The sequence below is a fragment of the Pantoea sp. 9140 genome (genome assembly GCF_000745295.1).
Classification (GTDB): Bacteria; Pseudomonadota; Gammaproteobacteria; order Enterobacterales; family Enterobacteriaceae; genus Pantoea; species Pantoea vagans.
In genome coordinates this window covers 1046067-1059926 of record NZ_JQNO01000001.1, presented here as the reverse complement: position 1 = coordinate 1059926, position 13860 = coordinate 1046067, and the positions used below count along the sequence as shown (strand labels likewise).

Genomic DNA, 13860 nt, shown 5'->3' with positions numbered 1-13860 from the left:
TGATCTCAAATGTTCCAGGCGACGGTTTTTCCGTCGCCTTTTTTATGGCTCTCATGCTAGATTCTGGCGCCTGAAGAGATGGAAATGTCTTTCCATTTTCCCCTGTCACCGACATTTAGCATGGTCTCGCATGGACAAATCGCGGCAGCAGCATCTTACCCGCTGGCTTCGTCAGCAACGTCGTTTCGCCGGTCGCTGGTTGCGGCTCAACACGCTGCTGGGCATGGTAAGTGCCCTGCTGATCATTGCCCAGTCGGGTTTACTGGCCTCGCTGCTGCAGGCGCTGATCATTGACCAGCAGCCGCGTGAAACCCTGACGGTTAGCATCCTGCTGTTACTGCTCTGCTTCGCACTGCGCGCCCTGATCAACTATGCCCGCGAACTGACCGGTTATCGGGCGGGGCAGGCTATCCGTCAGGCGTTACGTCAGCAGGTCTTAGACCGGTTGTCTGCGCTGGGCCCGGCGTGGATTCAGGGAAAACCAGCCGGGAGCTGGGCAACCCTGCTGCTGGAGCAGATCGAAGAGATGCAGGAGTACTACGCCCGCTACCTGCCGCAGATGACGCTGGCGGTGCTGATCCCCTGCTGCATTCTGCTGACTGTTTTTCCGCTGAACTGGACCGCAGGTCTGATCCTGTTTGCCACTGCGCCGTTGATTCCGCTGTTTATGGCGCTGGTCGGCATGGGTGCGGCCGAGGCCAATCGCCGCAACTTCCTGGTGCTGGCCCGCCTGAGCGGTAACTTTCTCGACCGTCTGCGCGGCAGAGAAACGCTGCGGCTGTTTCATCGTGGTGAAGCAGAGCAGCAGGCGGTTGCCGACGCCACCACTGATTTTCGCCAGCGCACCATGGACGTGCTGCGTTTAGCGTTTCTCTCCTCCGCCGTGCTGGAGTTTTTTGCCTCGTTAGCCATTGCTGTGGTAGCCGTCTATTTTGGCTTCTCCTATCTGGGCGAATTACATTTCGGTGATTATGGCCACGGCGTGACGCTGTTTGCCGGGTTCCTGGTACTGATCCTCGCCCCGGAGTTTTTCCAGCCACTGCGCGATCTCGGCGCGTTCTATCATGCCAAAGCCCAGGCGGTCGGCGGTGCCGATGCACTTGAAACATTTATGCAGGCGACACCTGACGCCGCGCCGCAGGAGGGTCGGTTACCTTTCACAGCCGACCGCTCCATCGCGCTTGTCGCCGATGATCTGCGGGTCTGCGCGCCTGATGGTCAGGTGCTGTGTGGCCCGCTCACTTTCACTATTGCCCATGGCGAGCAGATTGCGCTGGTCGGTCAAAGCGGAGCCGGGAAAACGGCACTGATGAACGCCCTGCTTGGCTTCCTGCCTTATCAGGGCTCGCTGAAAGCGAATGGCGTCGAACTGCGTGATATACGGCGGAGTGACTGGCATCAGCAGCTTAGCTGGGTAGGACAGAATCCTCAGTTACCGGCCAGCACCTTACGCGACAATATCGTGATGAATGCGGTCTGGGATAGCGAGCGCTTTGCGATGCTGCTGGAATCATGTGGCATTAACGAGTTCATGCCTCGTCTGCCCAGGGGGATTGAAACTCAGCCCGGCGATGATGGTAATCAGCTGTCAGTGGGTCAGGCACAGCGGGTCGCGGTCGCACGCGCGCTCTATAAATCCTCACATTTATTGCTGCTTGATGAGCCGGCAGCCAGCCTGGATGCACTCAGCGACCGTCATGTGATGCTGGCCCTGAACCAGGCGGCTGCCCGCCAGACCACCCTGATGATTACCCATCAGATTGATACGCTGAGTCGCTGGCAGACCCTCTGGGTAATGGAGGCGGGTAAACTGGTGCAACAGGGTAACTGGCAGCAGCTATCGCAACAGCCGGGTGCCTTCAGCGAGATGCTGAAGCATCGTCAACAGGAGATCCGCTGATGTCAGCCTTGCGTCCTTTTCTTCGTCTCTGGCTGCGCCACCCATTCCGTCTTGCGCTGGGCATTGTGCTGGCGATTGTTACCCTGCTGGCCAGCATCAGCCTGCTGACCCTGTCAGGCTGGTTTCTCGCCGCATCGTCAGTGGCAGGCGTAGCGGGCCTCTATACCTTCAACTATATGCTGCCCGCGGCAGGCGTCCGTGGCGCTGCGATCATCCGCACTGCCGCACGCTATGCTGAACGTCTGGTCAGCCATGATGCGACGTTCAGGGTGCTTCAGCATCTGCGTGTCCACACCTTCAGCCGCCTGATGGCACTTTCGCCGGGACAGCTGTCACAGTTGCGCCAGGCGGACCTGCTCAACCGTTTTGTCGCCGATGTTGATACGCTGGACCATCTGTATCTGCGCGTCATTTCGCCGCTGCTCGGCGCATTTGTGATGATAGTGGTCGTTACCCTTGGGATGAGTTTTATTGATGTTTCGCTGGCACTGACGCTCGGCGGTATCATGCTGAGTACGCTGGTTCTGATGCCGTCGCTGTTTTATCGTCTGGGCTCACCGGCAGGCGTTGCAATTGCCCATGGACGCGCTCGCTGGCGTCAGCAGCTGATGCAGTGGCTGGCGGCGCAGGCTGAACTGACGTTATATGGTGCCTCGCAGAGCTGGCGTCAGCAACTTGACCAGGATGAACAGCGCTGGCAGCAGGCACAAAGCCAGCAACAGCGTTTACAGGCCGCCGCCCAGAGCCTGCTGCTGCTGATCAGTGGCGTAACCGTAACCCTGCTGCTCTGGCTTGGTGCTGCGACAATCAGTGAACAGCAGTTACCCGGGTCGCTAATTGCGCTGGTGGTGTTCTGCGCCCTGGCCGCCTTTGAGGCGCTGGCACCGGTTGCAGGCGCTTTTCTGCCTATGTCGCAGGTGACAACCGCCGCGCAACGGGTCAATGACATTATCGATCAGTCACCCGCTATCACCTTTCCGGCACAGTCAGATGCCCGGTCAGGACCGCTCAACGTCAGTATCGATCGGCTCGACTTCAGCTACCCCGACCGTCCGGATAAGGTACTCAACAGCTGTACCCTGCAGGTCGCCGCAGGTGAACATATCGCGCTACTGGGACCGACCGGCTGCGGAAAATCGACGCTGCTTGCGCTGCTGACCCGCGCCAGGGAGAGCCAGCACGGTGTCATCATCCTGAATGATCTGCCGATTACCGCCTGGTCAGAGTCCGCGTTGCGCCAGCGTATCAGCGTGGTGACGCAGCGGGTTCATCTTTTCAGTCAGAGCCTGCGCGATAACCTGCTGCTGGCTCGTCCCGATGCCACTGATGAACAGCTATGCCGCGTACTGAACGATGTTGGCCTGCAGCGCCTGCTTGAGAACCAGGAAGGATTAAACGCCTGGATGGGCGAAGGGGGTCGCCCGCTTTCCGGCGGCGAACTGCGCCGGCTGGCGCTGGCGCGTGCGTTACTGCACGACGGCGATCTCTGGCTGCTGGATGAGCCCACCGAAGGGCTTGATGCGACCACCGAGCAACATATTCTCGCCCTGTTGCAACGGCTGACCGCCGGAAAAACCACGATCATGGTTACTCACCGGCTGAGTGGCCTGGAGCGCATGGATCGTATCTGCGTGATGGATAATGGCGCGATTGTTGAACAGGGCAGTCATACGGAATTAATCTCAAAAGCGGGGCGCTACTGGCGTTTCCGGCAGCGTATTGCGTTATAGTCTTAGCGAAATGCCGATGAGTAACATAACGCGATGAGACTGGTACAACTGTCACGGGAATCTCTGCTCTTTCCCCCGCCTGAGATGGCACTGCGTGAGCCAAACGGCCTGCTGGCAATGGGCGGTGATCTCTCCCCTGCCCGGTTACTTAACGCTTACAAGCACGGTATTTTTCCGTGGTTTTCGCCCGGCGATCCCATTCTCTGGTGGTCGCCCGACCCCCGGGCCGTTCTGTTACCAGAGCAGTTTCATCTCAGCCGTAGCATGAAGCGTTTTCACAATCGCTCACCCTATCGGGTGACAATGAACGAGTCCTTTGCCGAGGTGCTTGAGGGCTGCGCCAGCGGTCGCGAGGAAGGCACCTGGATTACCTTTGAGATGAAGCGTGCCTGGTTGCGACTGTATGAACTTGGCCACGCGCACTCCATCGAGGTGTGGGATGAACATCAACTGGTGGGTGGCATGTATGGGCTGGCGATGGGACAAATCTTCTGCGGTGAGTCGATGTTCAGTCGTCAGCAGAATGCATCCAAAACCGCACTATGGGTCTTTTGTCAGCATTTCATCCGGCATCAGGGCCGACTGGTAGATTGTCAGGTACTTAATCCCCATACTGCCTCGCTGGGCGCGCAGGAGATCCCGCGCGCTGATTATCTGCAATATGTACAACGCCTTGCTGACCAGCCGGTCAGCGATGGCTGCTGGCAGACACAAACGCTTTTTTAGCCGTGCAGAGATGTTTTGCACACATAAAGGCGCATAAGTGGTATAATAGTCGAGTTTGGTATGTCGTCCGCGCTTCGCTATAACGAGCCGGAATTGCCAGGCTGGGAATCTCAACGCACTCTCGGAACTGTTTTCAATCGTGCGCATGTAACCGGTTGATTCAGATTCTTAGCCCGCTAATCCCCTGCAGACGTCACCTTAAACACCCTAATTTTACCGGATGCGCGCAACTGACGTGCACCCCAGCAAAGCGTTGGCAAAATCGCCGACGGTTCTTTACATAAATCGTTGAATTGGGCATTATCTTGCCGGTTCAACTGAAAGGTAGTACACCCAGAGGATTCGATGGCCAAAGAAGACAATATTGAAATGCAAGGTACCGTACTGGATACGTTACCTAACACCATGTTCCGCGTAGAACTTGAAAACGGACACGTGGTCACTGCTCATATCTCCGGTAAAATGCGCAAAAACTACATCCGTATCCTGACGGGTGACAAAGTGACCGTTGAGTTGACCCCGTACGACCTGAGCAAAGGCCGCATTGTCTTCCGTAGTCGCTAATTTGCAGTAATCTCATCGCTCTGCATATTGCAGCGAAAAAAAAGGCCGGATTTTAATCCGGCCTTTTTCACATCTGTAGCAGGTGATTAATGCACAGTGCCTTCGGTTTTGCGTTTTTCAGCACTCAGGAAGTGATAGGTCAGTTCACCCTTCTCACGATCCAGCGCGACTGATACTGAGCCGCCATCCACCAGCGAACCAAACAGCAGTTCATTAGCTAACGGTTTCTTCAGGCTGTCCTGCACGGTGCGCGCCATCGGACGTGCGCCCATCGCTTTGTCGTAGCCCTTCTCAGCCAGCCAGTCACGCGCTTCATCACTGACTTCCAGCGACACGCCTTTCGCATCCAGCTGCGCCTGCAACTCGACAATAAACTTGTCGACCACCTGATGGATCACCTCTGGTGACAGGTGACTGAACCAGATGATGTTGTCGAGACGGTTACGAAACTCTGGCGTAAAGATCTTTTTGATCTCCTCCATCGCATCGGTGCTGTTGTCCTGATGAATCAGGCCAATCGACTTACGTTCTGTCTCACGCACACCGGCGTTGGTGGTCATCACCAGCACCACGTTACGGAAGTCTGCTTTACGACCGTTGTTGTCGGTCAGCATGCCGTTATCCATCACCTGCAGCAGCAGGTTAAAGACATCCGGGTGCGCTTTCTCAATCTCATCCAGCAGCACGACCGCGTGAGGATGCTTGATTACCGCATCCGTCAGCAGGCCACCCTGATCAAATCCGACGTAACCCGGAGGCGCACCAATCAGACGACTGACGGTATGACGCTCCATATACTCAGACATATCAAAGCGCAGCAGCTCAATGCCCAGTGCTTTCGCCAGCTGCACGGTGACTTCCGTTTTACCAACACCGGTTGGTCCGGCAAACAGGAAGGACCCGACCGGCTTACGATCCTGACCCAGACCGGCGCGGCTCATTTTGATCGCTTCCGTCAGCGCCTCAATGGCGTTGTCCTGACCAAACACCAGCATCTTCAGGCGATCACCCAGATTTCTCAGCGTATCGCGATCGGTTGCCGACACGCTTTGCTCAGGGATACGGGCAATACGGGCCACCACGGTTTCAATGTCAGAGACATTGATAGTTTTCTTACGCTTACTGGCTGGCATCAGGCGCGCACGCGCACCGGCTTCATCAATCACATCAATCGCCTTGTCAGGCAGATGACGATCGTTGATATATTTCACCGCCAGTTCCACGGCTGCACGCACCGCTTTCGCGTTATAACGCACATCGTGATGCGCTTCGTACTTGGTTTTCAGGCCATTCAGGATCTGCACGGTCTCTTCAACAGAAGGCTCCGTGATATCGATCTTCTGGAAACGACGCGCCAGAGCACGATCTTTTTCGAAGATGTTGCTGAATTCCTGATACGTGGTGGAACCCATCACGCGAATCTTGCCCGAAGAAAGCAGTGGCTTGATCAGGTTAGCGGCATCAACCTGGCCACCGGACGCGGCACCCGCACCGATGATGGTATGGATCTCATCGATAAACAGAATGCTGTGTTCGTCCTGTTCCAGCTGCTTCAGCAGCGCTTTGAAACGTTTTTCAAAGTCACCACGGTATTTAGTGCCCGCCAGCAGTGAACCGATATCCAGCGAGTAGATGGTGCAGTCTTTCATCACTTCCGGTACATCGCCCTGCTCGATACGCCAGGCGAGACCTTCTGCAATGGCGGTTTTACCCACACCCGATTCACCCACCAGCAGCGGGTTGTTTTTACGACGACGGCACAGCACCTGAATGGTACGTTCCAGCTCTTTATCGCGACCAATCAGTGGATCAATACCACCGACGCGAGCAAGCTGATTAAGATTGGTGGTGAAGTTTTCCATACGCTCCTCCCCGCCTGCTTGCTCTTCGTTAACCGGATTTTCAGCGCCTGGCGCCTGGCCCGGCTCGTCTTTGCGCGTACCATGAGAGATGAAATTCACCACATCAAGGCGGCTGACTTCATGTTTGCGTAACAGATAGGCCGCTTGCGACTCCTGCTCGCTGAAGATGGCGACCAGCACATTTGCCCCGGTGACTTCGCTGCGACCGGATGACTGGACATGGAAAACCGCACGCTGCAGGACGCGCTGGAAGCTGAGCGTCGGTTGTGTATCGCGCTCCTCTTCACTGGCGGGCAGCACCGGCGTGGTTTGTTCGATGAAGGCTTCGAGTTCCTGCCGCAGAGCCACAATGTCCACCGTACAGGCTTCCAGTGCCTCTCTGGCCGACGGGTTACTGAGCAACGCCAGTAACAGATGCTCGACGGTCATAAACTCATGACGGTGCTCACGCGCTCTGGCGAAAGCCATATTTAAACTGAGTTCCAGTTCTTGATTGAGCATTAGGCACCTCCCCCAATTATCGCCCTTACCAGTTTCCTATATGGAGACGGGTTCAGGCTTTTTCCAGCGTACACAGCAACGGATGATGGTTTTCCCGCGCATAGTTGTTCACCTGGGCCGCTTTTGTTTCGGCGACTTCTGCAGTAAATACACCACAGATCGCCTTGCCGTGATAGTGAACTTTCAACATCAGCTGCGTTGCACGTTCAACATCATAAGAAAAGAACTTTTGTACGACGTCAATAACAAATTCCATAGGTGTATAATCGTCATTATTCAGAATGACTTTATACATAGAAGGCGGCTTTAACCCTTCGCGTACTTTGTCTTCGGCCAGATGTTCAAAGTTAAGCCAGTCGTTTGTGTTTGCCATAGTGTTCCGTTGAGATTTTGCTTTGAGCCTTTTAATGGCTACATGTTGAGAGTTTAACATGCCTGTCAAGCTCCTGGTCGCTGCTGAAAATTTATTCAGAAATTCCCTTGCGCGACCTGCATCACAAAATTTGCAATAGCGTTAACTACCTCAAATTTTGATGATTTTTTCCCCACCTGGCCCGGTGGTTTGCTTGACGCCAGCGGCGCTTTCTCTACATTCTACCTGCACACGCTGATTGAGTTTTAATCAAATCCGACTCACAGCCTGTAAGACCTCACCTACTTATAAAATGTCTTGCGAGGGAAGTAAAAGCATGGAGACGGGCACAGTTAAATGGTTCAATAATTCCAAAGGCTTTGGCTTTATCTGTCCGGTTGGCGGTGGCGACGATATTTTTGCACACTACTCCACCATCCAGATGGAAGGCTACCGCACGCTAAAGGCAGGCCAGCAGGTTCAGTTCGACGTTCATGAAGGTCCGAAAGGCAATCACGCTAGCCTCATCGTGCCGGTTGAGATACAGGCCGTGGCGTGATACTTACCCCACCTCTGAACAGTGACGCAAAAATGCCAGCCAGTGCCGCTGGCATTTTTCTTTCCGAAGCAGACTTAATCTGCCTGGCGCTGCGCCAGCCCAATCACCCGGGCAAACATCTGCCGTATTAACGGCGGGATGGCCTCCGGCCCGCGTTCCGCCGCCGACGTCGCCACTGCGATTGCCAGTTCTGGCTTGGAGCTCTGGTGAATCGCTTTAGTAATAATACGCCTGGAACTCATCGGAACGTTTAACGGCAGGTGCGCCATCTGATGATAGACATCCTGGAAACCCTGGTGATAGAGAAAATTCTCCATATCCAGCGCCGGTAGCTGCGTCAGAAAACGCGGCTCAGGATCGCCGGGCTGTAACTGTGTGCGTGCGGTGCTGGCATATTTATTACCCGCCTGATCGCCGTCTGTCAGCACATGCCAGGCAATGCCCATGCGGCGGGCAAACTTCAGCAGCGGCTTTAAGCCCGACTGAGCAAACTCAATTACTTTTACCCCTTCAGCCGCGAAGTTGTAACCGCACTGCTGTGCCAGCTCATTCATGATCCAGACTTCGGTTTCCCCCTCCACCAGCAGCCAGCAACGGGCAAACAGCGCTGCAGGCCGGTTGACACGAATATGGAAGCCGATGCGTCGGCTCTCTTCGGCACTCAATCCCTCCGGACCAATACGCCAGGCGGCCACGCGCGAGGGGCCGCGTACCAGACGACAGACGTTCTCTACAGGCACCTGAGACAGCAGCTCAGCGGAATTGGTGGTGGCGATTTTTTGCAACGGCAGCAGCTTCAGCAGGTTCCATGCTACCGACAACATAATCGGATGCAGCCGGGTTTCAGGATCTTCAATCAGCAGCAGCGGCCGGGCATCAGCGGCCAGCGGGACATCGCCTCGCGCCTCAATCAGCAGGGTAAACATTTGCAGCAGGATCAGCTGACGGCTGCGGGAGTCGGTTCCCGCAATCAGCTGATTGAGATGATCCAGCGCCCGCCATCCCTTTTCCCCGTCGCGTGTCTGCGCATCCCGTGACCTGAGTTCGTTGCCCGCATCGGGCAACTGCACCAGAAAGTAGTGCTGCATTAGCTGCTGCATGGTCTTCAGCCCCTGTCGCAGCACCTCATCACTGAGCTGCTGGGGATGATGCTCCAGATCGCGCGCCAGCGACTCCATGCCCGCCAGCAGCTCAGGATGGGGAGTCGCCACCGGCGCACTGTTTTGCGTCCGCTTACTAAAGCGCGCATCGCGCAGTCGCAGCACCGGATAGCGTTTCAGCAGCAGATCAATGGCCGCCGCGCAGTGCTGCTCAGGCAACAGCTGTGCGTTCACATCAACGAAACGGCGTCGGGTCTCGATGCCGCTGTCACGCCAGGTGGCACTAACACTGTAATAAAGCCGACGCTGACCCTGAGCATCGTGCTGCCAGAAGGCCGAGAGCACCGCATCCGGGTCGCTGCCGTCATCGCGAAAATGAAATACTACTGACAGACGGCGCATAGGATCGGTCACATCGCCTGGCGTGAAATGGAAATCAGCCTGGGTAAAATCATAGGCTGGTTCATGGGGCGAAAGCAGCAGGCTCAGGGCATCCAGCAGGCTGGATTTCCCCCACGCATTCTCACCAATCAGCAGATTGGTCCGGGTTAGAGGGAGTGAGAGTTTGTTGATGCCGCGGAAACCGCGAATATCGATATGTTCCAGAATCATAGGCGTCCGTCCTCAGGTTATAAACAGCATGGTTGCCGCCAGCGAACCGGTCAAGCTGCGATGGGGTTTACTCCGATACGCTTTTTCGCTAGCGTGTTGCCTCTTCCCCCATGGATGGCATTGATATGTACTCCGGACTTCTGATTATTCTGCTGCCGCTGATCGCCGGCTGGCTGCTACCTTTCCGCAAAACCGACACCCTGCGCCGGGTAAATCAGCTGCTGGGCTGGATGGTTTACGTGATCCTCTTCTTTATGGGCATCAGTCTGGCCTTTCTCGACAATCTGAGCAGCAACCTGCTGGCGGTTTTTTACACCGCACTGGTGGCGGCGTTCTGTATTCTGCTGTGCAATCTGCTGGCACTGCGCGGACTGGAAAAGTATGCCCCCTGGCATCATGCGCACCGACAGGAGAAACTTCCATCGCGACTGCATATGGCGCTGGACTCCCTGAAGCTGTGCGGCGTCGTTGTCCTTGGTTTTTTGCTTGGGCTGACCCAGTGGCCACTGCTGCATCACGCCTCAACCGCAAGCGAATATGCGCTGATCTTCCTGCTGTTTCTGGTGGGCATTCAGCTGCGCGGCAGCGGCATGACGTTGCGGCAAATCATCCTGAACCGTCGTGGCATGCTGGTGGCCGTTGTCGTGCTGGTCAGCGCGCTGATCGGCGGCATGCTTGCCGCGCTGGTACTGGGCATCCCTCTGAAGACCGGTCTGGCGTTGGCCAGCGGCTTTGGCTGGTACTCCCTCTCCGGCATTCTGATGACCGAAGCCTTTGGCCCGGTCATCGGCAGCGCCGCCTTCTTCAACGATCTGGTGCGTGAACTGGTGGCCATCATGCTGATCCCGGCACTGATTGGCCGTCATCGTTCAAGTGCACTGGGCCTGTGCGGAGCCACCTCAATGGACTTTACCCTGCCGGTACTGCAGCGGGCGGGCGGCAATGAGATTGTCCCGGCCGCCATTGTGCACGGCTTTGTCATGAGTCTGCTGGCCCCGATTCTGATCGCCCTCTTCTCTGCCTGAATCCTGTCTGAGATGCGCTGAGCTCTGCCAGCGCATTTTTTCACGTTTGTTTTTCTGCCGTGTCGTCTACGCTTCTTTTTTCGGTTCTGGTCACGTCACTCTTTAGTACGGGCCGACAAAGGAGAAGAGCATGAAACAAACCGTGGCGGCGCTGGTCGCCAAAACGCTGGAAAGCGCGGGCGTCAAACGCATCTGGGGTGTCACCGGGGACTCCCTTAATGGCCTGAGCGACAGTCTCAATCGCATGGGCACCATCGAATGGATGCCGACGCGCCATGAAGAAGTGGCTGCCTTTGCGGCGGGCGCGGAAGCCCATATCAGCGGCGAACTGGCGGTCTGCGCCGGTTCCTGCGGGCCAGGCAATTTACATCTGATCAACGGTTTGTTTGACTGCCATCGCAACCGCGTCCCGGTTCTGGCGATCGCGGCGCATATCCCCTCCAGCGAAATCGGCAGCGGCTATTTCCAGGAAACCCATCCGCAGGAGCTGTTCCGCGAATGCAGCCACTACTGTGAGCTGGTCTCGAATCCTGAGCAGTTACCCCAGGTGCTGGGCATCGCCATGCGTAAAGCGATTCTGAATCGTGGCGTCTCGGTCGTGGTACTGCCTGGTGACGTGGCGCTGAAACTGGCACCGGAAAGCGCCAGCACTGAGTGGTATCCGCCGCAGTTGCCGCAGGTCCTGCCGCAGCCCGCCGAACTGGCGCGGCTGGCTCAGACGCTGAACGACGCCACCGATATTACGCTGCTGTGCGGCAGTGGCTGCGCCGGTGCGCATCAGGAAGTGGTCGCGCTGGCCGAAGCGCTGAAAGCGCCTATCGTCCATGCGCTGCGCGGTAAAGAGCACATCGAGTATGACAACCCTTATGATGTCGGCATGACCGGCCTGATTGGCTTCTCATCCGGTTTCCACGCCATGATGAATGCCGGGACGCTGGTACTGCTCGGCACCCAGTTCCCCTACCGCGCCTTCTATCCCGAAAAGGCTAGGATCATCCAGATCGATATCAATCCGGGCAGCCTGGGATCACATTGTCACGTCGATCAGGCTTATGTCGGTGATGTGAAAAGCACGCTACAGGCATTGCTGCCGCAACTGACGCCCAAAAGCGATCGCAAACATCTGGATAGCGCGGTTAAGCATTATGGCGAGGCGCGCAAAAGTCTGGACGAACTGGCGCAGCCCAACGATAAGCAGCCGATCCACCCGCAATATCTGGCACAGCAGATCAGCCACTACGCCAGCGACGACGCTATCTTTACCTGCGATGTCGGAACCCCGACCGTCTGGGCGGCGCGCTACCTGAAGATGAACGGCAAACGCCGCCTGCTGGGTTCGTTTAACCATGGCTCAATGGCGAATGCGATGCCACAGGCGCTGGGCGCGCAGTCGATCGATCGCAACCGTCAGGTCGTCGCGCTGTGCGGCGACGGCGGTTTCAGCATGCTGATGGGCGATTTTATCTCGCTGGCGCAGCTGAAAATGCCGGTAAAACTGGTGATCTTTAACAACAGCGTACTGGGCTTCGTGGCGATGGAGATGAAGGCCGGTGGCTATCTCACTGACGGCACCGAGCTGGAGAATCCTGACTTTGCCGCTATCGCCCAGGCCTGCGGCATCCGTGGCATCCGGGTAGAAAAAGCGTCGGAACTGAATGGCGCGCTGGAGCAGGCGTTTGCCCATGATGGCCCGGTGCTGGTGGATGTCATTACCGCCAAAGAGGAACTGGCGATGCCGCCGCAGATCAAAATGGAGCAGGCCAAAGGCTTCAGCCTCTACATGCTGCGCGCCATCATGAACGGTCGCGGGGATGAGGTGGTAGAACTGGCGAAAACCAACTGGCTGCGGTAAAACAGAGGTTCCATCCAGGCGGGCGCGATGCCCGCCTTTTTTTTGTCTTCCGCCACGTTCAGGAGCATAAGGTGATCGATTTACGCAGTGATACCGTGACCCGGCCCAGCGCCGCCATGTTAAGCGCGATGATGTCAGCCGAAACCGGTGATGACGTCTACCGTGACGATCCCACCGTGAATGCGCTGGAGGCGGAAGCCGCACGCCTGAGCGGCAAAGCCGCAGCGCTGTTTTTCCCGACCGGCACCCAGGCAAACCTGGTGGCGTTGCTCAGCCACTGCGAGCGCGGCGATGAATATATCGTCGGTCAGCAGGCGCACAACTACAAATATGAAGCGGGCGGCGCAGCGGTGCTGGGCAGTATTCAGCCGCAGCCGGTGCTGGCCGCCGACGATGGTACCCTGCCGCTCGATGTGGTGGCAGCGGCCATTAAGCCGGATGATATTCACTTTGCCCGCACCCGCCTGCTGTGTCTGGAGAACACCCATCACGGAAAAGTGCTGCCGCTGGATTACCTGGAGCAGGCCTGGACCTTTACCCGCGAGCACAAGCTGGCGCTGCACATTGATGGCGCACGCATTTTCAACGCGGTGGTGGCACAGAAGACCACGCTGGTGGCGATTGCCCGCTACTGCGACACCCTCACCATCTGTCTCTCTAAAGGTCTGGGCACGCCCGTCGGTTCGCTGCTGTGCGGCGACACGGCGCTGATTGAGCGCGCCCGTCGCTGGCGTAAAATGACCGGCGGCGGTATGCGCCAGACCGGTATTCTGGCCGCGGCAGGTCTCTACGCGTTACAACACAACGTGGCGCGACTGCAGGAAGATCATGACAATGCCGCCTGGCTGGGTCAGCAGCTGCATGAGCTGGGCGTCAGCGTCATCGATCAGCAGACCAACATGCTGTTTGTGGCGGTGCCGGAAGCCCAGGTCAAACCCTTAGGTGAGTGGATGAAGGCACGCGGCGTGTTAATCAGCGTGGGAACACGCACCCGACTGGTTACTCATCTGGATGCGGACCGTGCGGCGCTGGAGCAGGTTGTCGCCCACTGGAAGGCGTTTCTCCAACAGTAATCCG

The 13860-nt window shown here is 56.9% G+C and carries 11 protein-coding genes; 8 read left to right on the top strand and 3 right to left on the bottom strand.

Going from position 1 to position 13860, the window contains the following annotated elements:
* The first annotated feature begins 130 nt into the window (after positions 1–130).
* From cydD to infA, 4 genes are all read left to right on the top strand, one after another.
* The gene (gene cydD / locus FA92_RS04995; protein ID WP_033782504.1) at positions 131–1900 is read left to right on the top strand and encodes a cysteine/glutathione ABC transporter permease/ATP-binding protein CydD; all 1770 of its coding nucleotides are present in this window, start codon (positions 131–133) and stop codon (positions 1898–1900) included.
* A complete protein-coding gene (gene cydC / locus FA92_RS04990; protein ID WP_033782502.1) occupies positions 1900–3630 on the top strand; it encodes a cysteine/glutathione ABC transporter ATP-binding protein/permease CydC in 1731 nt (576 codons plus the stop codon). Before cydD ends, cydC begins: the two co-directional genes overlap by 1 nt.
* Positions 3631–3663: 33 nt before the next feature.
* Positions 3664–4356 carry a leucyl/phenylalanyl-tRNA--protein transferase gene (gene aat / locus FA92_RS04985; RefSeq protein ID WP_013357300.1) on the top strand — a complete coding sequence of 231 codons (693 nt, stop codon included), beginning with the start codon at positions 3664–3666 and terminating at the stop codon, positions 4354–4356.
* 345 nt (positions 4357–4701) lie between these two features.
* Complete coding sequence (gene infA, locus FA92_RS04980) at positions 4702–4920, top strand: translation initiation factor IF-1 (RefSeq protein ID WP_002211347.1); 219 nt, start codon at positions 4702–4704, stop codon at positions 4918–4920.
* Positions 4921–5006: 86 nt separating this feature from the next.
* Here infA and clpA read toward each other — a convergent pair whose 3' ends face one another.
* Positions 5007–7283, bottom strand: coding sequence for an ATP-dependent Clp protease ATP-binding subunit ClpA (gene clpA / locus FA92_RS04975; RefSeq protein WP_033782500.1), 2277 nt, complete (start codon positions 7281–7283; stop codon positions 5007–5009).
* A 52-nt stretch (positions 7284–7335) separates the two neighbouring features.
* On the bottom strand, positions 7336–7656 hold the full coding sequence (gene clpS / locus FA92_RS04970; protein ID WP_003849318.1) for an ATP-dependent Clp protease adapter ClpS: 321 nt from the start codon (positions 7654–7656) through the stop codon (positions 7336–7338).
* 316 nt (positions 7657–7972) lie between these two features.
* Between clpS and cspD the strand changes: the two genes are divergently transcribed.
* Positions 7973–8194 carry a cold shock-like protein CspD gene (cspD, locus tag FA92_RS04965; protein ID WP_013357297.1) on the top strand — a complete coding sequence of 74 codons (222 nt, stop codon included), beginning with the start codon at positions 7973–7975 and terminating at the stop codon, positions 8192–8194.
* Positions 8195–8268: 74 nt separating this feature from the next.
* Here the strand turns inward: cspD and FA92_RS04960 are convergent, their stop codons facing one another.
* On the bottom strand, positions 8269–9906 hold the full coding sequence (locus FA92_RS04960) for an ATP-dependent endonuclease (protein WP_033782498.1): 1638 nt from the start codon (positions 9904–9906) through the stop codon (positions 8269–8271).
* A gap of 125 nt (positions 9907–10031) precedes the next feature.
* Here FA92_RS04960 and FA92_RS04955 point away from each other — a divergent pair, with 125 nt between their 5' ends.
* From FA92_RS04955 to ltaE, 3 genes are all read left to right on the top strand, one after another.
* Complete coding sequence (locus FA92_RS04955) at positions 10032–10931, top strand: lysine exporter LysO family protein (RefSeq protein ID WP_033782496.1); 900 nt, start codon at positions 10032–10034, stop codon at positions 10929–10931.
* A 130-nt stretch (positions 10932–11061) separates the two neighbouring features.
* Positions 11062–12783 (top strand): ubiquinone-dependent pyruvate dehydrogenase, encoded by a 1722-nt coding sequence (poxB, locus tag FA92_RS04950; RefSeq protein ID WP_033782495.1) that lies wholly within the window; start codon positions 11062–11064, stop codon positions 12781–12783.
* Positions 12784–12854: 71 nt separating this feature from the next.
* Positions 12855–13856 carry a low-specificity L-threonine aldolase gene (ltaE, locus tag FA92_RS04945; protein ID WP_033782494.1) on the top strand — a complete coding sequence of 334 codons (1002 nt, stop codon included), beginning with the start codon at positions 12855–12857 and terminating at the stop codon, positions 13854–13856.
* Positions 13857–13860 lie beyond the last annotated feature (4 nt).

Excerpts from the sequence above, each read along its gene's own strand:
- infA (WP_002211347.1), top strand. The coding sequence starts at position 4,702 with ATGGCCAAAGAAGACAATATTGAAATGCAAGGTACCGTACTGGATACG.
- FA92_RS04955 (WP_033782496.1), top strand. The coding sequence starts at position 10,032 with ATGTACTCCGGACTTCTGATTATTCTGCTGCCGCTGATCGCCGGCTGG.
- aat (WP_013357300.1), top strand. The coding sequence starts at position 3,664 with ATGAGACTGGTACAACTGTCACGGGAATCTCTGCTCTTTCCCCCGCCT.
- FA92_RS04960 (WP_033782498.1), bottom strand. The coding sequence starts at position 9,906 with ATGATTCTGGAACATATCGATATTCGCGGTTTCCGCGGCATCAACAAA.
- clpA (WP_033782500.1), bottom strand. The coding sequence starts at position 7,283 with ATGCTCAATCAAGAACTGGAACTCAGTTTAAATATGGCTTTCGCCAGA.
- poxB (WP_033782495.1), top strand. The coding sequence starts at position 11,062 with ATGAAACAAACCGTGGCGGCGCTGGTCGCCAAAACGCTGGAAAGCGCG.
- cydC (WP_033782502.1), top strand. The coding sequence starts at position 1,900 with ATGTCAGCCTTGCGTCCTTTTCTTCGTCTCTGGCTGCGCCACCCATTC.
- clpS (WP_003849318.1), bottom strand. The coding sequence starts at position 7,656 with ATGGCAAACACAAACGACTGGCTTAACTTTGAACATCTGGCCGAAGAC.
- cydD (WP_033782504.1), top strand. The coding sequence starts at position 131 with ATGGACAAATCGCGGCAGCAGCATCTTACCCGCTGGCTTCGTCAGCAA.
- cspD (WP_013357297.1), top strand. The coding sequence starts at position 7,973 with ATGGAGACGGGCACAGTTAAATGGTTCAATAATTCCAAAGGCTTTGGC.